The sequence below is a fragment of the Streptomyces sp. NPDC087300 genome, assembly GCF_044744425.1.
Lineage (GTDB): Bacteria > Actinomycetota > Actinomycetes > Streptomycetales > Streptomycetaceae > Streptomyces.
Genome location: NZ_JBIUYI010000006.1, coordinates 666,877 through 688,294 on the forward strand (window position 1 = coordinate 666,877; position 21,418 = coordinate 688,294).

Here is a 21,418-nt window from a genome sequence, read left to right on the forward strand (position 1 = left end):
GTGGCCGTTCTTTCGAGCGTCGTGACGACAACCGTGGCGGTGGCTTCAACCGTGACCGTCGTGACGACAACCGCGGCGGCGGCTTCCGCCGTGACGACCGCCCGTCCGGCGGCCACCGTGGCAGCGACCGTCCGTTCAACCGCGACCGCCGCGACGACCGCCCCTCCGGCGGCTTCCGCTCCGGCGGCCACGACCGTCCGTCCTACAACCGCCGCGACGACCGCTCCGGTTCGGGCACGGGTACGGGCACGGGTTCCTTCGGTCGCCGTGACGACAAGCCGCGCTGGAAGCGCAACGGCTGACAGCACTGAGGCATGAGCCGGTGGCCCCCATCCGATTCGGGTGGGGGCCACCGGCGTTTCCGGCGCCGACGATAAGATCGGCGCACTGTGGGGAGGGACGCGACGGCCGGGGGGTCCGATCGCCGTCTGCTGCTGATTCCTCCCACACCCTGGGGAGGGAATTCCGTGGCTCGTCATGCCCTTGCACGTCTCCGTCGAGCGAGACGCCTTGGTATCTCCGTGGCCGTGTCCGCCGCCGTCGTGGCGGGGACCGGCCCACTGGTGTCACCGGCGTCCGCCGCACCCGCGGTGTCCGAAGCGGTGGTCCCCGCGACCGAGCGGACCACGGACCTCGCGGCATCGCTGTTCTCCCCCGAGCAGCTGAGGGGCGCGGACGGGGCGGGCGCCGAGGGCGTCTTCCACCGCATGGAGGGCTTCGACGGCCTGGTCTGGACGCGGTACGCGGACGGGCAGACGTTCCCCGTGCCCGCGGACGTGGCGGCGTTCGGGGTGGCCCCCACCGGGAGCGACCTGCTGACCAGGCGGTCCGGCGACGGCAGGGACGTCGAGCTGTGGGACGCGGTGGACCGGGGGACCCGCACGCTGCGCGTCCCCGAAGGTCAGATCTCCGTGGCGACGTACGGCTCCACGGTCATCACGCACACCAAGACGGCCGACGACCCGCGGCCCGAGCCCGACACGCTGCACCTGCTCTCCCCGGAGGCGGACGGCTCGACGCGCGACGTGACGGTGCGCGGGCTGCCCGAGGACGGGGTGGTCGGCCAGCCGCTCGGCGGTGACGCCTCGTCCCTGTTCTTCCTCGGCAAGGTGGCGGGGACCAACCGGGTCGTCGAGGCGGACATGCGGACCGGACAGGTCAAGGGCTGGTCCGCCGCCCTGCCGTCCGGGCACATGCTCGCCTCCCTCTCACCCGGCCGCGTCGCGGTGTACAGCAGGTCCTCGCCCCAGGTCCTCGTCCTCGACCGCTCGGACCTGTCGGCCGCTCCCGTGACCGTCTCCCTCGAAAGCGCGGCCTCCCAGCCGGGCGACGCCCTCGCGGTGGTCGGCGACTGGCTGGTCTACCGCCCGCGCACCGGCAGCGCGGCGGGCACGGTGAAGGCCGCGCCGATCGCGGGCGGCGACCCGGTGACGCTGGTGGGGAAGATGAAGCGGCCCGCCATCTCCGTGGGCCCCGGCGGTACGGCCGTCGTCATCGGCCCGTCCGGCGGGCAGCAGGCCGTCCAGCGCATCACCGCCGACGGGGCGGGCAAGCCCGCCGTCACCGTGGTCAAGCCGCTGCCCCGGCCGAAGTCCGAGATCCGCGGCATCGCGCTCTCCCAGGGCAGGCTGCTGGTCACCGACACGTCGAGCGGCCGCCGCGACGACTACGTCCGCACGGTCGACGTCACGGCACCGGCCGACGCCCCGCGCTTCGGCGAGCGCGCCTCGTTCACCCCCGGGTCTGGTCAGTTCATCGGCGGTTCCTGCGCGGCGCGGGAGATCGGCTGCGCACAGCTCCACGGCACCACCGACGGCCGCATCGCCTGGCTGGAGCACGATCAGGACAAGGACCGGCTCCGGGTGAACGGGCCGGGCGCGTCCTTCTTCGAGAAGTCCGTCGCGGCGGGCGGCGTCCTCACCGACGTCTCCGGCGCGTACGTGATCCACACGACGGACGACGAGCAGGACGTCTACCGCCTCGACGACTACGCGTCCCCGACGCTGACCAGGGCCCCGGGAGCCGCGGCCCTGTGGGGGAGCGTGCTGTGGACGCCGGGCACCGCGCGGGGCACGGTCACCGGCTACGACCTGACGGCGAAGAAGACGGTGGACGAGGTCGCCACCGGAGCCGACTGCGCGCCCACCGACCTTCAGGCGCTGGGGCGTTGGCTGTACTGGAGCTGCGGCGAAGAGGGACCGGCGGGGGTGTACGACCGTACGGAGAAGAAGGCGGTTCCCGTCCCCGCGGGGGAGGCCCTGCTCGGCGACGGGTACGTGGTCACGCACGACAAGAAGGCCGGGAAGCTGGTGCTGACCACGGTCTCGGGCGGCACGGCGGCCACCCGGGAGATCGGTGACCTGCCCGACACGGGGGTCTCGCAGCGTCAGGTGCGCTGGACCGTCGACAAGTCCGGCTCCACCGTCGCCTACGTCGACGCGCGGGAGCGTGTGCACCTCGTGTCGTCCGGCGAGCCCGCGCAGCCGCTCACGCCGATGGCGCCGGCCGAGAACGCCGCGTCGGTCCGTGCGTCCGGGCGGGACGCCGTGCCGGGCACGGTCACCCGGCTGCTCCTGTCCAAGCCCGCCGCGGGCTGGCGGCTGACCGTCCGCGCCAGGAACACCGGGAAGGTCGTGGCGACGGACGAGGGCGGTGTCACGCGCGGCGCGCTGACCGTGGGGTGGCACGGGACCGTCCCCGGGGCGACGGGTGACGCGTTCCTGCCCAACGGTGCCTACGACTGGTCGCTGTCCGTGCGGCCCCAGGACGGGGCGGGCGCACCGCTGGAGACGCGCGGCACGGTCGCGCTGACCGGCGCGGGCGCCGTGCGCCGCGACCACGTGGGCGCGGGCGCCGAACCCGATGGCAGGGGCGACCTGCTCACCCTCAACTCCTCGGGCGGACTGACCTTCCAGCAGGGCGACGGCAAGGGCGGGTTCTCGGGGAAGGTGTCGGCGAGCGGCTGGTCCACGAAGGCACTCGCGGTGCCCTTCGGCGACCTGGACAAGGACCGCTGCAACGACGTCCTGGTCCGGATGACCGACGGTTCCCTGCGCGGCTACCGGCCGAAGTGCGGGCAGCCGCTGACCCCGTCGACCCCGTACGTCAAGCTCGGCACGGGCTGGAACGCGTACGACGTCCTCACCTCGCCCGGTGACCTGACCCGGGACGGCCGCGCCGATCTCGTCGCGCGCAAGAAGGCGACCGGTGACCTCTACGTCTTCGCGGCCAAGAGCGACGGAACGCTCGCCGCGGGGAAGAAGATCCGGTCGGCCTGGACGTCGTACACGCATGTCGTGGGGGCCGGTGACCTGAACGGTGACGGGATCGGGGACGTGCTCGCCCGGCACAGGAACGGGACGTTGTACCGGTACGACGGCAAGGGGGACGGCACCCTGAAGGACCGGGCCACGGTCTTCACCGGCTGGGGCGCGTCGTACGACACGATCGTCGGGGCCGGGGACATCACCGGTGACGGCAAGGCCGACCTGGTCGTGCGCGACAAGACGGGGAACCTCTACCGCAACGACGGCAAGGGGAACGGCTCGTTCACCGGGCGGACGAAGATCGCCTCAGGGTGGGGCATCTACAAGGGCGTCTTCTAGCCCGTGGGGCGGCCCTCGGGGTGAGGGCCCACGACCTGCCGGTGAGGGTATTTTCCGGCCAGCGGTGGCGCATGTCATGCCCCCTGCGAGGGAATCGCTGGGGGCATGACAAAAGAATCGCGTGGAGGGCCCAACTCGCCGCCGCCCGAGGCGGGTTCGGACGAGGAACGCCTGGCCCAGCTCGGCTACACCCAGGTTCTGGCGCGGCGGATGTCCGCGTTCTCCAACTACGCCGTCTCGTTCACGATCATCTCGGTGCTCTCCGGGTGCCTCACGATGTATCTGTTCGGCATGAACACCGGCGGCCCCGCCCTGATCACCTGGGGGTGGGTCGGGGTCGGACTGATGACGCTGTTCGTGGGGCTCGCGATGGCGGAGATCTGTTCCGCCTATCCGACGTCCGCCGGGCTCTACTTCTGGGCGCACCGGCTCGCGCCCGCGCGCTCCGCGGCCGCGTGGGCGTGGTTCACCGGATGGTTCAACGTGCTCGGGCAGGTCGCCGTGACCGCGGGGATCGACTTCGGCGCCGCGTCCTTCCTGGGCGCCTACCTCAATCTCCAGTTCGACTTCACCGTCACCGAGGGGCGCACGATCCTGCTCTTCGCGGCGATCCTCGTGCTGCACGGACTGCTCAACACCTTCGGCGTACGCATCGTGGGGCTGCTCAACAGCATCAGCGTCTGGTGGCACGTGGCCGGGGTCGCCGTCATCGTGGGCGCGCTCGCGTTCTCGCCGGACCGGCACCAGTCGGCGTCCTTCGTGTTCACCGAGTTCGTGAACAACACCGGCTGGGGCAGCGGCCTGTACGTCGTGCTCATCGGGCTGCTCATGGCGCAGTACACCTTCACCGGGTACGACGCCTCCGCCCACATGACCGAGGAGACGCACGACGCGTCGACCGCCGGTCCCAAGGGGATCGTCCGCTCCATCTGGACCTCCTGGATCGCGGGCTTCGTCCTCCTCCTCGGCTTCACCTTCGCCATCCAGTCGTACGACGGCGCGCGCGAGTCCCCGACGGGCGCGCCGCCCGCGCAGATCCTGCTCGACGCGCTCGGCGCGAGCGCGGGCAAGCTGCTCCTGCTCGTCGTGATCGGCGCTCAGCTCTTCTGCGGCATGGCCTCCGTGACCGCCAACTCCCGCATGATCTACGCCTTCTCGCGGGACGGCGCGCTGCCCTTCTCGCACCTCTGGCACACGGTGAGCCCGCGCACCCGCACCCCCGTCGCCGCGGTCTGGCTCGCCGCGCTCGGCGCGCTGGTGCTCGGGCTGCCGTACCTGATCAACGTGACGGCGTACGCGGCGGTGACCTCGATCGCCGTCATCGGGCTCTACATCGCCTACGTCGTGCCGACCCTGCTGCGGCTGCGCAAGGGCGACGCGTTCGAGCGCGGGCCCTGGCACCTGGGCCGCTTCTCACGCCCGGTCGGCATCGTCGCGGTGGGCTGGGTCGCCGTGATCACCGTCCTGTTCATGCTGCCGCAGGTCTCGCCGGTCACCTGGGAGACCTTCAACTACGCCCCGATCGCGGTGCTCGTCGTCCTCGGCTTCGCGGCGACCTGGTGGTGGGCGTCGGCCAGACACTGGTTCCTCAACCCGGAGCACGAGCGCACCCTGGCCCGCGAGGCGGCCCGCGCGGGCCTGCCCGAACCACGGGATCCATGACCCGCGACGGCCCTCGACGGCGATACCCGATCGGACGGCGGGGTCCCTCCCGCTATGCTCGGGGGTGCACCGACGAGGACCGTTAGCTCAATTGGCAGAGCAGTGGACTTTTAATCCATTGGTTGTGGGTTCGAGTCCCACACGGTCTACCGGGAGCGGGAGAGGGAAACCCCCTCTGACCTGCTACGCAGCGTCCGGGCCGACTTCGGTCGGCTCGGACGCTGCTTCGTTTTCCGGCTCTTGCGTGAGCGATGCGTGAGCGGACTCGTCCTCGGCCTGCGGATTGGTTGCGGCTTGCGCGGACGGTTCGGTGGCTTCCGGACGAGACTGGGCGATCACCTTCGTCGTGTCATCGCGGCCGGAACAGGTCGAAGGCAGCCCCAGCTTCTCGACCACCACGGTGCTTGTTGGTCCCCCACATCACCAATCCTGCGAGGGCGGGCCCAGCTACGGCGGCAGCGCTGTCGGGCAAGCCTGCCATCGCTGCGCCTGTTGTGACGGCGACGATGCCGCCCACTGCCAGAGTCAACTGCCATCCCTCACGGTGTCGAACGGCTGTCAGCCCCTCTAACTCGTGTGCTGGCAGCAGAGCACCCAAGTGGCCTTCCGAATAGCGCTCGGCGATGGTGAGCAGCATCTCTGCCAGGCGCTTCAGCGCTTCCTCGCTTTCGGGACCATCGAGGCGAAGCGCTTCCTTCCTGAGCGCAGCCGCCACCAGGCCGGCATGCTCTTGCAAGGCGAGCTTCCGGTGCTTCACGGCACGTTCCTTCAGCGTTGGCCAGCGCTTCCAAGCGGTCAGCACGACATGTTCAGCTGATAGAAGGTGCCGCTCCACCAGGCTGGCTGGTGACGACCCCCACGGTTTTTTCGGGCTGCGATAGGCGATTCCACAACGGTTAGCGGTAGAAGCGAGCACTGCGGTGGCTCGGAACCTGCGCTCGAGCGTTGCGGCCCATGCGAGCGAGTTGACCTTCCGCTGTAGCGGGTGCGTCCACCTGGGCGGCTGCAGGGGGCGGACCCGAGCGTTGGGGAGCCATCGGAATAGCCACCACATGATCAGGATGATGAAGATCCACCGTACGGCCAGGTTCTGCACTAGGTGGAGCCCAGCGGCAGGATGCTCCCAGAGCGAGGCCGACTTGGCTTTCAGCCACGAGGCAGCTTCGGCCGCCCGCTCCAGAGACATTGGCTCAGGCGGCGAAGACAGTGGGGGAGGGGGCGATTTTTCGGACGGAGGGTCGGTGATCACGATGAGGACGAGAATCCACACGGCCAACGAGGCTCTCCAGCACCACTTCCGAAAGGGGCGCCACAGTGCAGCGCTATGTGTCCACGCGCATACACCTTCTGCGACGGATCTCGGTATCTCCCAGCCTGACTGCATCGCATTCAGCGATCGCTGCACCCCAGACAGCATGTCTTGGCAATGCTGCTCTCGCGCATTCTCGAACGTTTGCCGGAGGCCGTCCTGGGACGCCCGTAGCTCAGCTCGAATCTGCGTGAAGCGATCGAGTATCTGTGTGATCACAACAATCCAGCATGGCACCGTGACGCTGCGCCCACTCTGGGTTCTCGGATCTGGAAGGCGATGACGATAGATCCAATGCGCGGGATCGGCGACGCCATCAGGGCACCACGTTGGCGTCCGGTGAGACTGCCCAAACAAGGGCCACAAGCTCAGGTCCCTGTTCTCGCTGAAGTTGCAAAGGATTTGCCCGAGTCCCACACGATCTCCTGAGAGCGGAGAGCGCGCTCCCCTCTGACCTGCTACCCAGCGTTCGGGTCTGCTTCGGTCGGTTCGGACGCTGCTTCGTTCGTCGAGGTCTCCAAGAGCGGACGGGTAGCAGGCGCACCCCCATCAGAGGACTTCCGAGCCCTGGGAATCAAGTTCGCAGCTTTCTCGGCGACCTCTTGGTCCAGCTCGGGGAGCAGGCTCGTGTACGTGTCCGAGGTCAGCGTGATGGTGGAGTGCCGCAGCGTCGCCTTCACGGTGTGGATGTCGCCGCCGCCTCCGTGCGTGAGCGTGGCCGCGACGTGGCGCAGATCGCGCAGGGTGATGGGCGGCAGGTCGGTGGTGGCCAGGATGCGGCGGAAGGATTCCGAGAGCGTCTCGGGGTGCAGTGCGGAGCCGTCTTCCTGGGTGAAGACCTTGCCGCTGTTCTGCCAGGCCGGGCCCCATGCCGCGCGCTCTTTGTCCTGCCGGGCCTTGTGCTCGCGCAGGACGAGGACGTTCAGGGTGTCGAGCGCGATGGTGTCCGCGCTGCCGTCGGTCTTGGGCTCGGACTCGTACGGATCCCAGCCGTCGACCACGATCTCCTTGGCGGGCGTGATCTGCCCGCTGTCGAGATCGGTGTCGACCCACTCCTGGCCCGTCGTCTCACCGCGCCGGAGGCCGCGGGTGCCCATGAGGTGGAAGGCGGGGTAGAGCCGGTCGCCGTCGGCGGCATCGAGGTACTGGCCGAACTGGGCGGGCGTCCACACCATGACCGGGCCGGGAATCTCACCGGTCTCCCGCCAGCGCCGGACTCGCTCCTCGGTCCACAGCAGCGGCTTGGGGCGCCTGCCGGATGCCAACTCGACGTGGGACGCCGGGTTGAAGGTGATGAGCTGCTGCGAGATCGCGGAGTTCAGGGCGGCGCGCAGGGTGCGGCGGATGGCCTGCCAGGTGCTGGGGCCGTTCAGCTTCCGGAACGGCTTCATTTCCGCCAGCTTGGCGCGCTCAACGGCAAGGCGTTCACGCTCGGCTGCGACGGGGCGGCCCGGCTTGCTCGGCTTGGTGTGAGCGATCTGCTCGTGCCGGGCCTGGTTCTCGGCGGCGATATTTTCGTTCTCGTCGGCGATGGCGTCGAACATCTCGACGAGGTGGCCGACGTTGAGCCGGTCGAGGCGTATGTGCCCGATGCGCGGCTTCAGGTGCACGCGGATGTGTGAGGCGTAGCCGTTGAGCGTGGTCTTGCGGCGCTTCTTCGCGGCGAACCAGGTGTCGAGCCACTCGCCGACGGTGAGGCTGCCGCGCAGGGCTATGCCGGCGTTGAGGCGCCGCCTCGTGTCCTCGACGCTGGGCAGTGGAGCCTTCTCGGTGACGACCTCCTCCAGCATCGTGACGAGGCGGGAGACGCTGTCCGCGTCGTCCGAGTCGGCGAGGCCGAGCAGCGAGCGGACGTGGTCGAGCTCGGCCTGGGCTTCCTTGAGGGTCGCGTAGCCGCTGCGGTTGAAGGAACGGCGGGTGCCGTCCTCTCGGGGCGGTAGCTCCTGACGTATGGAGTACGTGCCGTGCTTGCGGCTGGAGCGCTTGGGGCAGTTCTCGCCGAGCGGCTTGCCGGTCTTGGGGTCGCGGCAGTAGCAGCGACGGTGGGTGGAACCCTTCAAAGATCGATCTCCTCAGTGGTGTCGGGGTCGGTTCCGGGCGGGTCGACCTCGGCAGCGAGATCGGGCCACAGCAAGGGGGGTGCGGCGCCTGCTTGCCGGATGAAGGCTCGAACCCTGCGCAGTTGCTCCTTGCCTGCCTCGCCCTTTTGAGCGGCGTGTGCCTGATTGAGTAGGGCCTGGGCCTTCCTCGTGGCGTTCGGAGCGGTCTTGGCGTGATAGCGCGCCAACTCTTCGTCTTGTCGTGCGGTCATGACCGTCTGCTCAGCAGCGTGGTGGGCGCGGAAGTAGCGCAGCATGTCGTCGTCAGCCCCGAGTTCGCGGCCTTCGCCGGTGAACCAGCTCAGGGCTCTCAGGGTGGATGTGGCGTCCGTGAAGGGGAGCTGCTGCACCTCCTCGACGTAGCCCACGGGGTAGATGAGGCAGATCGGCGGCGTGTTCAGCGCCTTGGCCAGGACCATGACGTCGACCAGGGGAAGGTTGGCGCGGCGGCCGGACTCCATGTTCGCGATCACGTTGCGCGGGATCGGATGGCCGAGCTCCGCGCAGGCGTCGGCCAGGTCCTGGGCGCTCATTCGCAACTCCTTCCTTCTGCGTCGGACCTCGGCGGCCACGGTGATCTTGATGTGGTCCACCCACTCCGGGACGTCGTCCTCGTCATACCCATGATCGGAATCGCGTTGTGTCATGTAGACACATTAACTCGCCTAGCGTTGATGTTGTGCCTGGAGCCGATCGTGGTCATCGCGTTCGCCGAGGGCTCAGTCACGGATGGAGCGCGTATGAGCGAGGGCTGTCTTGCCGGGCAGACGACCGGCATGAGCCGGGAGGAGCTTCTGGCTCTGCCAGTGGCTGTTGACCTGGAGACGGGCAACCGAGCGTTGGGTCTTGGGCGGAGCAAGGGCTACGAGCTGGCCAAGCGGGGCCAGTATCCGTGCAGGGTGCTCCGGCTGGGCAATGCCTATCGGGTGGTGACGGCGGACTTGCTGGCCTTGCTAGGGCTGGCCGCTTGAGGGGTGAGCTCCTAGCAGGCATTTCTGCGCTGAGCTGACACAGAATCGCTGGACTGTGGACAGGTGTGGACGTACTGTCCGTGGTCCCTCGCGGGAGCGGAGCCGTCGCGAACAGCGAACGAGCCTCCGGCGATGGCACGCCGGAGGCCGCAGAGGGCTCCTCGTATGACCACCCAGCAGCGACCAACCGAAGTGCGGCCTGGCAGGGCCTGATGCACCTCGGGGAGGAACCCCTATGCCCAAGCCTACGGGCACCCCACCAACCGCCGCGCTCTCCTCGACGCACCTTCCCCGCTCCGCAGTTTCGGAGGCCAGCGTGGGAACGGCAGCAGGCGGCATTCCGATGAACATGCCTCGCAACCCGGAAGCCGAGAAGGCTGTGCTCGGCGCGTGCATGTTCCGCGTGGAGACCATCGACGAGGTCCACCAGCTCATCGAGCCGTCGGACTTCTATGAACCCGCGCACACCACCATCTGGCATGCCCTGTTGGAGCTGCGGCGCCAAAACGCGCCCACCGGCCCCATCGCGCTCACTCACGAATTGCGGCGCGCTGGCGACCTGAAGCGGATCGGCGGTCCCGAGTATCTGCACGCCCTCGCGAGCAGCGCCTCCATCGGTGGCGGAGCCGAGTACTACGCGGGCATCGTGCGGCAGCTCGCGGATCTGCGGGCCATCCACAGCATGGCAGTACGGGTGCTGCAGGGCGTCACCGCGGAGGGCGCGGACCCTGAAGAGGTGCGCGCGCTCATGAACGCGTCGGTGCAGGAGCTCGCGGTTCGCTCTCGTCACAGCGCGGGTGGGCGTCTGCAGCAATACGCCGAGGACGGTTGGAGCTTCGTGACCTCCGCCCCGGACGAGGCCGACCCCGTCTGGGGCCACCCGGGCAAGGCCGCCTGGGAGGCAGGAGAGAGCCTGATGCTGGTCGGGCCGCCCGGTGTGGGCAAGTCGACCATTGCCCATCAGCTCGTCCTGGCACGTATCGGCCTGCTCTCGCATGTGCTGGAGATGCCGGTCAGGGAGGGCGAGAAGGTGCTCTACATAGCGGCGGACCGGCCGAGCCAGCTCGCCCGCGCCTTCACCCGCGTCGTGAACGAGCACGACAGGGAGACCCTGGAGCGGAGGCTGGTGTTCTGGTCCGGCCCGCTGCCCGCCTCCCTGACCGCCGAGCCACAGCTCCTGGCCGACCTGGCCGCCGAGCACAGCGCGGACACGGTGGTGATAGACAGCCTCAAGGACGTCGTCGGCAAGCTCACCGACGATGAGGCGGGCATTGCCTACAACAACGCCCGCCAGCAACTGATCCGTGACGGCGTCCAGTTGTTGGAGCTGCACCACCAGCGCAAACAGGGGGCGGACGCCTCGCGCAACCAGCGCCCCGTCCTGGACCAGGTCTACGGTTCGGCCTGGTTCACCGCAGGTGCGGGCAGCGTGCTCTTCCTTGCCGGGGCGGCGGGCGATCCGATCGTCAAGCTCCATCACCTCAAGACACTCAACGAGGAGATCGGGCCCTTGCCCGTCGTACACGACCACGTCCGTGGCCTGTCCCGAGTCGAGGACACCCTGGATCCCCTTGCCCTGCTGCGTCAGGCCGGGACGAGGGGCATGACAGCCCGCGACCTTGCCGGAGAGGTCACGGGCGAGGCTGCCCCTGACGCAGCGGACATCGCGAAGGCCAGGCGCCGTCTGGACGCCCTGGTCAAGGCCGGACACGCCGCGCAAGACAAGGGCGCTGGAGGTGGCACGGGTGGCGGCAAGGCCACCGTGTGGAGGGCCACCGCACGCCCGATGAGCGTCGTCTCCTGACCTCCTTCGGCCTCCTTGGACGCGTACGCGGTCCCGTACGCGCCCCACGCCGCAGAAACCGCCTACGCGGCGCCTACACCGCGTACGAAATCCGGGAAATCGCAGGTCAGGCGCCTACGTGCGGCTGTACGGCCGCTACGCGCCCCAGCGCCTACGCGCTGCCCCCTCTTTAGAGAGGGAGCAGCGTAAGCGGCCCGATTTCACACACCTCCCGAAGCCGAACCGCTCGGCTCTCGAACCCCGATCCTCCTGGAGCTCTCTGCCTTGCATTCCCCTGCACCGCACGCCCCGGCAGTCTTCGAGGGTCCCGGCGATGCTCGCCGAGCACTTTCGTCTGGCGGGGGTCCTCGCGTGAACCAGAAGGGGCGCATCGCCCTCGTCATCGGCTTGGTGGCCGTCATCATCATGGCCTTCCGCGTCTCATGGAACGCGTTGTCCGACGTGGCCCGCGCCATCGGTGCCGATTCCACGGCCGCGGTACTGTACCCGATCGTGGTCGACGGGCTGATGGCCCTCGCCTTGGTCGCCACGCTCGTGCTCACCGGCCCCGACCGGAAGTTCGCGCTACGAGTCCTGGCGGCCTACACGATCGCCAGCCTCCTGCTGAACTACGTCCACGGCCTCATCCCGGCCCTGCACACCACGTCGATCCAGTGGGGCCGACTCACCGACCAGACCCTGGCGAACTGGGCCCTCGTGCTGTTGGCGACCTCACTCCCGGTCGGATCGATCTACTTCGGGTCGGACCTCGTGGCGAAGGTGCTGCACCACAGCCCCGAGTCGGCCGACTCGGCCGAACCTGCCTCCGCCCGGTCGGTGTCTGACCAGGGCAAACCGGCCTCCAAGCAGATGACCGAGTCGGCCTCTGGGATGGTCGACGAAGCGCCCGCGTCGGGCCTACCCGAGTCCAGCGAGGCTGCCCCGACTTCTTCTTCTGGTGCCCGACCATCCCAGTCGGCCGCCGTGGCGGAGCCGACCGGTGCAGCGCCGAGTCGGGCGACCGGTCGGCTCACCGCCGCCTCCAAGCCGCTAGCCAACCGCATCCGCACCGACGCCGAAGTCCTCAAAGAGGCCCGGAACCTGGCCTCCGACTGGAGCGATGCGCAGCTGACCGCCGAGCGCCTGCGCCATGAACTACGGATCGGCCAGAAGCGCGCCCGCCTCGTGCGTAACCAGTTGCAGGCCGAGCGCACCGGCCAGGCGGAGCTCGACGCGGACGACGGCTTGGGGGACGAGCCTTCGGGCGGACGCGACGCAGCCGCCCCTCGGCACCGAGACGGAGTTGATGCCTCCACTGGTGTCGCCTGATTCCCGGCACCCAACTCGCCCTCGTGGCGTGCCCCGCGCCCACTCATGGCACAGCGCGAGGCCGCAGATGCCGAGCACAGCGATTCCCGGTGACCGCCACCTACGGAGAAGAGCCCCATGCCCGATCCGCAACACGAAACCCTTACGGCCCATGAGCAGATGGGCACCACCTCGGCCACCGCGTCAGCAAGGTATCCCGCTGGACCGTCCACGGGCCGGTCTCGCGGGGAAGCCTCCGCCCCGGGGGTGGCGGAGGCAGGCGGGCACCAGGGGGTGCCCGAGCAGGAGCAGCCCGACGCCACCATCGAGCCGCCGCTGCCGCGCGCTGCCGACGAAGCCGCCTTCCACCGTGTCGCCCGCCGCCGCAAGGCGGACCCGAACGGCCAGCGCAAAGAGCGCGTCGACGCCCGCTACAGCGCCAACGAGAAGGCCGAGATCCTGGCCGAGGCCCGGTCCTTGAACGTCAGCGGCGCCCACTACGTCGGCGCCGTCGTCATGGCTCACGTCCACGGTGACCTTGCTCTGCCCGGCCAGCGCACCGAGCTTGACGACTACATCGACGAACTCAACGCCCTGCGCTGGCAAGTGGCCAAGATGGGCGACAACATCAACCAGATCGCCAAGAAGCTCAATTCCGGCGGCCACCCGCACCCTGGTGACAGCGTCCTGCTGGCCCAGACCGCTCAGTCCCTAAGCGCCGTCAGTGCAGCGGTGGGCCACATCGCGGCAGCCGCTAACCAGGCCGTCGGCCACAAGGCGGGCCGATGATCGCGAAGATCAGTAGCGGCAAGAGCACCGCCGGCCTGATCCGCTACCTGTACGACACGAAGAAGGCCAAGGACCACACCGACCCGCACCTGGTCGCTTCCTGGGATGGCTTCGCGCCCGACCCAGGTCGAGCGGACGACTTCGCCGACGCCAAGAAGCTCCTCGTGGCCGACCTCGACCTGCACGTCAAGCAGGCCGAGCGGCTCGGCCGTGCCCCCGAGCAGCATGTGTGGCACTGCTCGATCCGTGCCGCCGAGAGCGACCGTCACCTCAGCGACGAGGAGTGGGGTGACATTGCCCGCCGTGTCGTGGCAGCCACCGGCGTCGCTCCGGAAGGTGATCCGGATGGCTGTCGCTGGGTCGCAGTACGGCACGCGCAGGACCACATCCACATCGCCGCCACCAAGGTCCGCTCCGATCTGCGCGCCGCCCGCCACTGGAACGACTACCTCACCGCCGACCGCGAACTGGCAGCCATCGAGAAGGAGTACGGCCTCTTCCAGGTCGTACGTGGGGACCGAACAGCCGCCAAACGGCCCACTCGGGCCGAGCAGGAGAAGCCCAAGCGCGCCGGACGGACCCGCACCGCCCGTGAACGGTTGCGCACCACGGTCCGCACCGCTGTGGCCGCCGCCGCCAGCACGGAGGAGTTCATCAACCTGCTCCATCACACCGACGGCGTGCTCGTCGACGTCAAGCGCTTCCCGTCCGGCGATGTACGCGGCTACACCGTCGCCCTCGTGGGGGACATCAACGGCAAGAACGAGCCCATCTGGTACTCCGGCTCCGGGCTCTCTCCGGATCTGTCGTTCCCCAAGGTCCGGGAGCGGCTCGAAGCGGCCGAACAGCAGCAGGGTCAGCACCGGTCAAACCCCTGGCACCAGGCCACCGCTGCCACGGAACGCATTCCCCACGAGCTCGATGGCGAGGACGACGCGGCCGCGCAGGCGCACCTCGCTGCCCTCGGTGAAGCCCTCGACGCTCTGCCTCTGCTCGCACCTGAGCACATCCGACCCCAACTGCGACAGGCAGCAGTGGAGTTCGAGCGCGCCACTCGGTCCCGCATGCGGGCCGACCACTGGCATGCCCGCGCCCTGCGTGGCGCCGTACGGAACATGCTCCGTGAGCCCATACCCAAGGACGGCGCGGCGGTGGCGATGTTCCTCGACGCCGCGATCCTCGTCGTCATCGCAGCAACCCGCTGGCACCGGCTCCGCCACCACGAACAGCAGGTGGCCGCCGCGCACCAGAGTCTGCTCCACCTCCAGGCCGCCTATGACAAGGCCGTTGTCCAGCCGCTCGCCGTTCGTGCCCGTCACCGGCCTCCCCAGCGGGTGATGGAGCGGCACGTCGTCATCATCCGGCAGTCCGTGCCCGACCACGCGGAACAGGTCCTGGAAGACCCGGCCTTCGACGCACTCACCGCCGTGCTCGCGCACGCCGAGAACGCAGGCCACGACCCCGAACAGCTCCTCCGCCAAGCCGCCGACCAGCGCGTCCTGGACGACGCCCGCCGCCCCGCGCGTGTCCTGACCTGGCGCGTCGAACGCCTCAGCGCGGGCCCCGCGCCCAGCGTCCGAGCGGCGCAGGCGCACAGCGCGACACAAGGCCCGAGCATGCTGGCGCAGTCGCCTCCGGATGCTCAGCCACAGCAGCGGGCTCGGCGACGCTGAGCCCGGAATTCGTGGCTAAGCCCCGTCGTAGACCCACGCGCGGCCGGTCTGGCGGTACTCCTCGACGGGGATCGGCTGGACCTCGGCCGCCATGCGGGCGGTGTACAGCAGCCCGTCGAGGTGGTCGATCTCGTGGTGAATGAGGCGGGCGAGGCCACGCTCGTACTCGGTGACCACCACGTCGCCGGTCAGGGCCGTGGTCTCCACGGTGATCCTGAGGGGGCGGGGGACGAGTCCGCGCACGTCGAAGAAGCTCAAGCAGCCTTCGTACTGTTCGTCGGCCTCGTCCGCCTGGGCGGTGATCCGCGGGTTGAGGAGGATGACGGCGGGTGCGCCGTCCGGCGGCTGGACGACGGCGGCGGCGCGGCCGATGCCGATCTGCGGAGCCGCGATGCCCATGCCCTTGGCGAAAGGGTGGACCTGGGCGATGCGTTCCATGGCTGCGAACAGTTCGTCCACGATGCGCTCGGCCTGGTCTCGCTCGGCGGGCAGCTCAAAGCCGCGGGCCGGTTCGGCGAGGATACCGGCGCCGCGCTGGACGACTCCGAGGTCCCGCATCTGCTGGCTGGGCCGCACGTCCATCACCTGAACTCCCCTTGATCCGTGTCACGTTCGGGCCGGGCCCGGAACCGCCATTCCAGACGGTACCGAGCGTGCAGGGCGGGTGTGGTCGTGATCCACGTGAATTGCCGTAGTTCACCGTCTTCGCTGCGGACGGGCGGGGTGCGCAGCGGGGAGGCTTCGGCGGTCATGGAGGTCTCGGTGCCCCAGACGACGGGGTCGAGGGCGGCGGGGAAGGCGAGTTGGACTTCCAGCTGTTCGGTGGGGAGTCGGACGGCCCGCTGGAACCAGTGGCCCCATTTGTCGTCGCCGACGGTGTAGGCGTACTCGATCCAGACCGACTCGCCGGGATAGAGCGGGAAGCGGCCCTGTTCGTTGTCGAACAGCAGCCAGACTTCCTTGAAGGCGTCGCGGTCATGCTTGGCCTCCCACCGCATCGACTCTCCCCGGCAGGTGGCGGTGAGGTCGAGTTCGCTCCAGGTCAGGGGGTTGGCGCGGTAGTGGGCGTTGGACTGCTCCGGGTCGCCGGGGTAGCGGTCGACGGAGATGCGGATCAGGTAGCGGGTGACCGGTTCGTCGCCGGTGTTCCGCAGCCGCCTGCGCATGGTGAGCCGGTAGGAGCTGCCGTCGTACTGGAGCCGTGCCGCGTCGTGTTCGACGACCAGCGCGGAGCCGGTGGCGTACGGCTGCTCGGGCCTGCGCTGGGCTGGAGGCGTCGCAGTCGGCCGCCTGGCGCGTGCCCTGGCCTGCTCGTAGTCGCACCAGCGTCGCCAGATGGCCTTCCCGGCGTTGAGGGCTTCGTCGGCGAGGCGTGAGAACTCCTCGCTGGGTTTGTGGCGGCCCGACTCCACGTGGCTCACGTAGGACGGGTCGAAGCCCATGGCCCGAGCCAACGCCCGTTTGGACATGCCGCGCACTTCCCGCCAGCGCGCCACCTCGGCCGCGTAGTTCTCGGCCGCCTGCTCGACGGTGATCTCCTCGCCGTGCGCGTCCATCGAAGCCCCGCCCTGCGCCGTCGTTGGTGAGCATGAGTGAACCGTGAGTGATCCAAGTTCATCATCCCGTCACGGCCCGCGTCGCGGGTTTCCTTCCCTTACCGGCCCGGATCGACCCTCCGGGCAGACGAGGGAGGCGGAGCGCCATGCGCGTGCTGTACCTGCTCAACATCTCCAATCCCGACCGGCTTTCGGCCGACTCCGGGTGGATCTTCGCGGACCTGCTCGCCCCGGCCCTGGCCGACGCGGGAGCGGAGGTGACCGTCGCTGCCCCGGCGGCTGCCGGTGACGTCCGCTGCGGTTTTCATCGGACGAAGGCGCCGGGGACGAAGTACCGGGCCCGCTTCTCCGCGGACATCGACGAGCTGGTGACGCTCATCCGGACGGAAAGGCCCGACGCGGTGGTGGCCAACCAGATCGAGGAGGCCCCGGCGATCCGCACCGCCCTGCTGGAGGTGGGATCGGACGCGGTGCTGGCCGGGTACTGCCATTACCTTCCGTTCTCTTTCACCGGCGGCGGCCGGCTCGTGCTCGATCCCTCCCTGGATGACGCGGGGCTGGGTCGGCCGGTGCTGCTGTCGTTCGCCGCCGGGCTTGCGGCCTGTGACCGGGTGATGGTCCACTCCTCGACGGCTGCCTCGTGGGTATCGGCCGCCGCCACTCGCATGACCGTGGATCTCGGGGCGAGGCTGCGGGTGGTGCCTGCGCCGCGTGACGAGCGTCTGGTCCGCGCCCCCGCGACCGCCCGGCCCGCGTCCGGTGCCGGTGCGATCGGCATCTACAACCACCGGCTCTACGCGCACTACGGCACCGGCCAGTTCGTGGAGCTGGCCCGAGAGCTAGCGGCCTCCGGCACCGTGCGGCTGCGGGTCATGGACCTGTTCGGCCAGCGACGGGCCGAACGCACGAGCCTGGACGACAGCCCGGAAGACATGCGCGACCAGCTCGCCGCTCTGCCGCACGTCCAGATCGTCTCCGATCGCGGCGACCGTGTGCGCTACAAGAACCTGCTGGCCAGTGCCCGCTTCGGCATCGCCCCCTTCCGCCCCGGCTGCCCCTGGTCGATGAGCGTGATCGACTGCCAGGGCATGGGCCTGCCGGTCATCGCACCTCGACTGGGCTGGCTCGCCGAACACATCGATCCCGAGCTGTGCTTCAGCAGCTCGGCCGAGGCCGTTGCCCTGGCAGAGCGCCTCGCCACGGACGACGAGTTCCATGCCGTGCACGCCAAGCGGGCCCACACCTCCACCACCGACTTCGCACCCGCCCTCGTCGCCGCCCGCTACCTGGAGGCGCTCTCGTGACCGAGTTCGACGCGGTAGTCCTCTCCTACGACGAGCCCCTGGCCAACGCCCTCCATGCCCGTCTGCAGCGAACCCTCGGCGGCACGGTCAAGCGCCTGCACGGAGTGCACGGGATGCGCCGGGCCTACCGGCTGTGCGCCGAAGTCGTCGACCGGGAACAGTTCTTCCTCGCCGACGGCGACTTCGCCATCGACCCGAGCTTCGCCCCAGCCGCGGTCGAACCGCTGGAGGAGGGCGTCTCCATGCGAGTGTGGAGGGCCACCAACCCGGTCACCGGCCTCTCCTACGGCTACGGCGGACTGAAGCTGATCCGCCGTAGCGCGCTGCGTGAGATGGGCGAAGCGGTGGACGTACTCGCTGCCCTGCCCGGCCGCATCGAGTTCGTCCAGGAGACAGCAGGGATCACCCGGTTCAACCAGAGCCCCTTCCACGCCTGGAAAGCCGGTTTCCGGGAGTGCGCGATGCTCTCCCGCGGCAGCGAGTACGGCATGGCCGGCGACGACACCAGCCGCAAGTTGAAGGCGTGGACGGTGATCCACAGCGGAGAGTTCGCCGCCTACGCCGCTGCCGGGGCCCGGGAGGGCATTGGGTTCGCCCGCGAAGCCGCCCGCGACCCCGAGCAGTTCGACCACCTCAACGACCCCTCCTGGCTCCGCGAGAGGTTCACCGCCGCTCATGGAGATCAGGCGGTCTCCGGATGACCGGCCCGCTCGTCCTCATCGAGCCCTACGCCAACCGTCTGGGCGGACACCACCAGCGCACCCTGGCGGCTCTTGCGCATGCCCGTCCTGGCAGCCTGGTCATCGCCCCGCCCGCCATACCCCGGGAGACAGTGAGCGCCCTGCGCGTCGCAGAGGCCCGACTGGTCACCGCTCCGGCCGGACACCGGGCCGGAGCCCTGTGGGCTGGATCTTGCCTCGCAGCTGCGATCTCGTCCGTCGGACAGCGGGTGTTCCACTCACGTCGCTGGCACCGCTCCCTGCGGCGGCTACCGCACCAGATCACTCTCATCGCCCGCTGCCTGGCTGAGGCAGCGGCGTTGCGCACCGCCCGCCGACTGGAACCCGGCGCCGAGGCAGTGGTGATCCTGACGGCGAGCGAGGCGCTGCATGGGGCCGCCGCCCTCCTTGGCGGTCAGCCGCATCTGCGGTTCGTGCACGAGGCGGTGACCACCGAGGACACTGTTGTGCGGCTGTTCAGCCGACTTGCGCGTCGAGGCGAGCAACGCGCGATGGCGGTTTGTCCGACGCAAGCGGTAGGGGACCAATTCGCCGGGGGCTTCCCAGAACTACCCGCGACAGTAAGGGTGTTCGCGGTCGACGACGGCCACCGTCTGACCGGCGCCGAGCGCGCCGGCGGGCGCATGGCCTTCGACATCCCTGCCGTCGAGGCTGCGATCTGCCTGGTGGGCGGATGGTGGTCCTACAAGGACATCACCGTCGTCGACGAGGCCCTGACCCGCCTCAAAGAACCGCTGCACCTGCTGGTCACCGGGGACCCACTTGACGGAGCCGTACTGCGGAGATGGCAGAGCCTGCCCAATCTCCACCTGCACATCGTGCCCGGTCCTGTAGGGGAAGGCGTGCTCCGGCTGGTGTACGCCGCGGCCGACGCCGCTCTGGTTGCCCGGAAGCCGGGGGTCGGCAAGGAATCCGGCCTTGTGATGGACGCTGCCCGCCTCGGCGTCCCCCTGATCGTCTCCGACCATGATCCCGAGCTCTGCGCCCGCCTGAAGGGCCAGCCATGGGCCTTGACCTTCGCAGCTGGCGACTCTGTCGACCTCGCCGATGCTTTGCACAGCGTCATCCGTCAGCCACCCAAACTCCCCGGCCCTCAGGCACCCCGTCTGCTGGGGATGCGACCTGCCACCGAGCAGGCCGACTTCCTCGCCCACACCTTCGCCTCACTGCGTACGAAGGAGTTCCGATGCTGAGCACCGCTCCGGCACTGATCGCGGTCATCGGCCCCGTCGAACCTCCGCTGCTGGCAGCCTGGATCCGCCACTACCGTCGGCTGGGCATCGAGCGGTTCCTCATCGCCTTCCACTTCCCCGAGCACGTGCCCGCCCACTTGCGACACGAGCTCCAGGACACCAGCCGCGAGCTGGGGGTCCTCCCCACCGGCACCAGCCACGGCCCGTGGCACGAGCACACCAATGCCCAGCTCAGAGACGCGCTGCGCCATCGGGCCGAGGCCGGCTGGCACCTGCTCGCCGACGTTGATGAGTTCCAGCAGTACCCCGCCCCGCTGCACGAGGTGATCACCCAGGCCGAGAAGTCCCGGCACCGCGTGGTGGGCGGACTCATGCTCGACCGTGTATCCGCATGCGGACGCCTCACCAACTGGCGCTCCGAAGGCGGCCTGGACCTCGCCTATCCACTCGGCGGCCACCTCACCCACCGACTTCTGCACGGCGACCCCAGAAAGATCGTCCTGGCCCGTCGCGACGTGACCGTGGCCTCTGGAAACCACCGGGCCCCCGGTCACCGCCCGGACGTGGACCGCCTCTGTGCGGTCCACCACTTCAAATGGCGCTCGGGTGTACTGGACGACCTGCGCCGCCGGATCCGGCACTTCTCGACCGGCACGTGGCAGGAGCAGACCCCGGCCGTCAGAGACGAGGCCAGCCGCCTCCTGGAGCACGTCGGCCGACACAGCGGCGCGATCAACACCAGCGATCCGCAGTTCGCCTTCCGTCATGTGAGCCTGGACCAGATGCCCCTGGGCTGGTCGGCCGAGGCCCGGGGCGTCGTCACTACCTGGCGTCCACACCAACGCACTGGCCTGGGCCCAAAACAATGACCGTGCTCACGCACGCTCGACGCTGAAGGGATGACCACGTGCCCCTCGCCGTTCTCCTGGCCGGCATCACCGGCTCCGGCAAGACCACCGTCGCCCAGGCCCTGGCCGACCACGGCTACGTCCGGCTCTCCGTGGACGAGGAGGTCCACCGCCTCCACGGCCGCTACGGCGTGGACTACCCGGAGCACACCTACTTCGAGCGCGAACGCCCCGTCGTCGAAGCGGTCCGTGGCCGCTTCGAAAAGGAGCTGGAGTCCGGCAATGACGTCGTACTGGATCATGGGCTCTGGCGTCGTGAGGAGCGTGGCACCTGGAAGCAGGCTGCCCAGGAAGCGGGCGGCCACCCCGTTCTGGTCTATCTCCCTGCCGACCGTGACGAGCTGCTGCGGCGGCTGGCCGAACGCAACCAGCGCGAGGATGCCAATGCTCTGGCTGTCACTCCCGAGGCCCTTGACGACTTCTTCGCTCGCTTCGACCCTCCAGCCGATGACGAAGAAGTGATCGTCTACACCGGTAACCTGCGCAAGCTCATCAGCACGCTATCCGCATCCCGGTAA

The 21,418-nt window shown here is 69.3% G+C and carries 18 protein-coding genes, 1 tRNA gene and 1 pseudogene; 14 read left to right on the forward strand and 6 right to left on the reverse strand.

What is annotated here, in order from left to right:
- From ACIO9J_RS28095 to ACIO9J_RS28110, 4 genes and pseudogenes are all read left to right on the forward strand, one after another.
- A pseudogene (locus tag ACIO9J_RS28095) lies at positions 1–302 on the forward strand (RNA helicase); the annotation flags it as partial.
- A 225-nt stretch (positions 303–527) separates the two neighbouring features.
- Positions 528–3,605: an FG-GAP-like repeat-containing protein gene (locus ACIO9J_RS28100; protein WP_402005243.1), complete on the forward strand. Its 3,078-nt coding sequence runs from the start codon at positions 528–530 to the stop codon at positions 3,603–3,605.
- A 105-nt stretch (positions 3,606–3,710) separates the two neighbouring features.
- Positions 3,711–5,267, forward strand: a complete 1,557-nt coding sequence (locus ACIO9J_RS28105; protein ID WP_402005246.1) for an amino acid permease — start codon at positions 3,711–3,713, stop codon at positions 5,265–5,267.
- Positions 5,268–5,343: 76 nt separating this feature from the next.
- Positions 5,344–5,416: transfer RNA gene (locus ACIO9J_RS28110), tRNA-Lys, on the forward strand.
- A 34-nt stretch (positions 5,417–5,450) separates the two neighbouring features.
- Here the strand turns inward: ACIO9J_RS28110 and ACIO9J_RS28115 are convergent.
- From ACIO9J_RS28115 to ACIO9J_RS28130, 4 genes are all read right to left on the reverse strand, one after another.
- The gene (locus tag ACIO9J_RS28115) at positions 5,451–5,666 is read right to left on the reverse strand and encodes a hypothetical protein (RefSeq protein WP_402005249.1); all 216 of its coding nucleotides are present in this window, start codon (positions 5,664–5,666) and stop codon (positions 5,451–5,453) included.
- Positions 5,617–6,537 (reverse strand): hypothetical protein, encoded by a 921-nt coding sequence (locus tag ACIO9J_RS28120; protein WP_402005251.1) that lies wholly within the window; start codon positions 6,535–6,537, stop codon positions 5,617–5,619. The genes ACIO9J_RS28115 and ACIO9J_RS28120 overlap by 50 nt, the downstream gene beginning before the upstream one ends.
- 497 nt (positions 6,538–7,034) lie before the next feature.
- Positions 7,035–8,636: a tyrosine recombinase XerC gene (xerC, locus tag ACIO9J_RS28125; RefSeq protein WP_402005254.1), complete on the reverse strand. Its 1,602-nt coding sequence runs from the start codon at positions 8,634–8,636 to the stop codon at positions 7,035–7,037.
- Positions 8,633–9,322: a helix-turn-helix domain-containing protein gene (locus tag ACIO9J_RS28130; protein ID WP_402005257.1), complete on the reverse strand. Its 690-nt coding sequence runs from the start codon at positions 9,320–9,322 to the stop codon at positions 8,633–8,635. The genes xerC and ACIO9J_RS28130 overlap by 4 nt, the downstream gene beginning before the upstream one ends.
- Positions 9,323–9,415: 93 nt before the next feature.
- Here ACIO9J_RS28130 and ACIO9J_RS28135 point away from each other — a divergent pair, with 93 nt between their 5' ends.
- The 5 genes from ACIO9J_RS28135 (at position 9,416) to ACIO9J_RS28155 (ending at position 15,199) form a co-directional block, all read left to right on the forward strand.
- Positions 9,416–9,646, forward strand: a complete 231-nt coding sequence (locus ACIO9J_RS28135) for a hypothetical protein (protein WP_402005446.1) — start codon at positions 9,416–9,418, stop codon at positions 9,644–9,646.
- 343 nt (positions 9,647–9,989) lie between these two features.
- Positions 9,990–11,450: a DnaB-like helicase N-terminal domain-containing protein gene (locus tag ACIO9J_RS28140; protein WP_402005260.1), complete on the forward strand. Its 1,461-nt coding sequence runs from the start codon at positions 9,990–9,992 to the stop codon at positions 11,448–11,450.
- Between the two features lie 351 nt (positions 11,451–11,801).
- Positions 11,802–12,758 carry a DUF2637 domain-containing protein gene (locus tag ACIO9J_RS28145; protein WP_402005263.1) on the forward strand — a complete coding sequence of 319 codons (957 nt, stop codon included), beginning with the start codon at positions 11,802–11,804 and terminating at the stop codon, positions 12,756–12,758.
- A 117-nt stretch (positions 12,759–12,875) separates the two neighbouring features.
- Complete coding sequence (gene mobC, locus ACIO9J_RS28150) at positions 12,876–13,526, forward strand: plasmid mobilization relaxosome protein MobC (protein WP_402005266.1); 651 nt, start codon at positions 12,876–12,878, stop codon at positions 13,524–13,526.
- Entirely contained in the window at positions 13,523–15,199 is a 1,677-nt protein-coding gene (locus ACIO9J_RS28155) for a relaxase/mobilization nuclease domain-containing protein (RefSeq protein ID WP_402005269.1), read from the forward strand. The genes mobC and ACIO9J_RS28155 overlap by 4 nt, the downstream gene beginning before the upstream one ends.
- Positions 15,200–15,214: 15 nt before the next feature.
- On the opposite strand, the gene ACIO9J_RS28160 is transcribed toward ACIO9J_RS28155, so the two are convergent.
- Complete coding sequence (locus tag ACIO9J_RS28160) at positions 15,215–15,781, reverse strand: peptide deformylase (protein WP_402005272.1); 567 nt, start codon at positions 15,779–15,781, stop codon at positions 15,215–15,217.
- Positions 15,781–16,755, reverse strand: coding sequence for a multiprotein-bridging factor 1 family protein (locus tag ACIO9J_RS28165; RefSeq protein ID WP_402005275.1), 975 nt, complete (start codon positions 16,753–16,755; stop codon positions 15,781–15,783). The genes ACIO9J_RS28160 and ACIO9J_RS28165 overlap by 1 nt, the downstream gene beginning before the upstream one ends.
- 146 nt (positions 16,756–16,901) lie before the next feature.
- Between ACIO9J_RS28165 and ACIO9J_RS28170 the strand changes: the two genes are divergently transcribed.
- From ACIO9J_RS28170 to ACIO9J_RS28190, 5 genes are read left to right on the forward strand one after another with little or no spacing between them, the layout of a single operon-like run.
- Positions 16,902–18,059 carry a glycosyltransferase family 1 protein gene (locus tag ACIO9J_RS28170; protein WP_402005278.1) on the forward strand — a complete coding sequence of 386 codons (1,158 nt, stop codon included), beginning with the start codon at positions 16,902–16,904 and terminating at the stop codon, positions 18,057–18,059.
- Positions 18,056–18,760 (forward strand): hypothetical protein, encoded by a 705-nt coding sequence (locus tag ACIO9J_RS28175; RefSeq protein ID WP_402005281.1) that lies wholly within the window; start codon positions 18,056–18,058, stop codon positions 18,758–18,760. The genes ACIO9J_RS28170 and ACIO9J_RS28175 overlap by 4 nt, the downstream gene beginning before the upstream one ends.
- Positions 18,757–19,992 carry a hypothetical protein gene (locus tag ACIO9J_RS28180; protein ID WP_402005284.1) on the forward strand — a complete coding sequence of 412 codons (1,236 nt, stop codon included), beginning with the start codon at positions 18,757–18,759 and terminating at the stop codon, positions 19,990–19,992. The genes ACIO9J_RS28175 and ACIO9J_RS28180 overlap by 4 nt, the downstream gene beginning before the upstream one ends.
- Complete coding sequence (locus ACIO9J_RS28185; RefSeq protein WP_402005287.1) at positions 19,986–20,861, forward strand: glycosyltransferase family 2 protein; 876 nt, start codon at positions 19,986–19,988, stop codon at positions 20,859–20,861. Before ACIO9J_RS28180 ends, ACIO9J_RS28185 begins: the two co-directional genes overlap by 7 nt.
- A 38-nt stretch (positions 20,862–20,899) precedes the next feature.
- Entirely contained in the window at positions 20,900–21,418 is a 519-nt protein-coding gene (locus ACIO9J_RS28190; RefSeq protein ID WP_402005289.1) for an AAA family ATPase, read from the forward strand.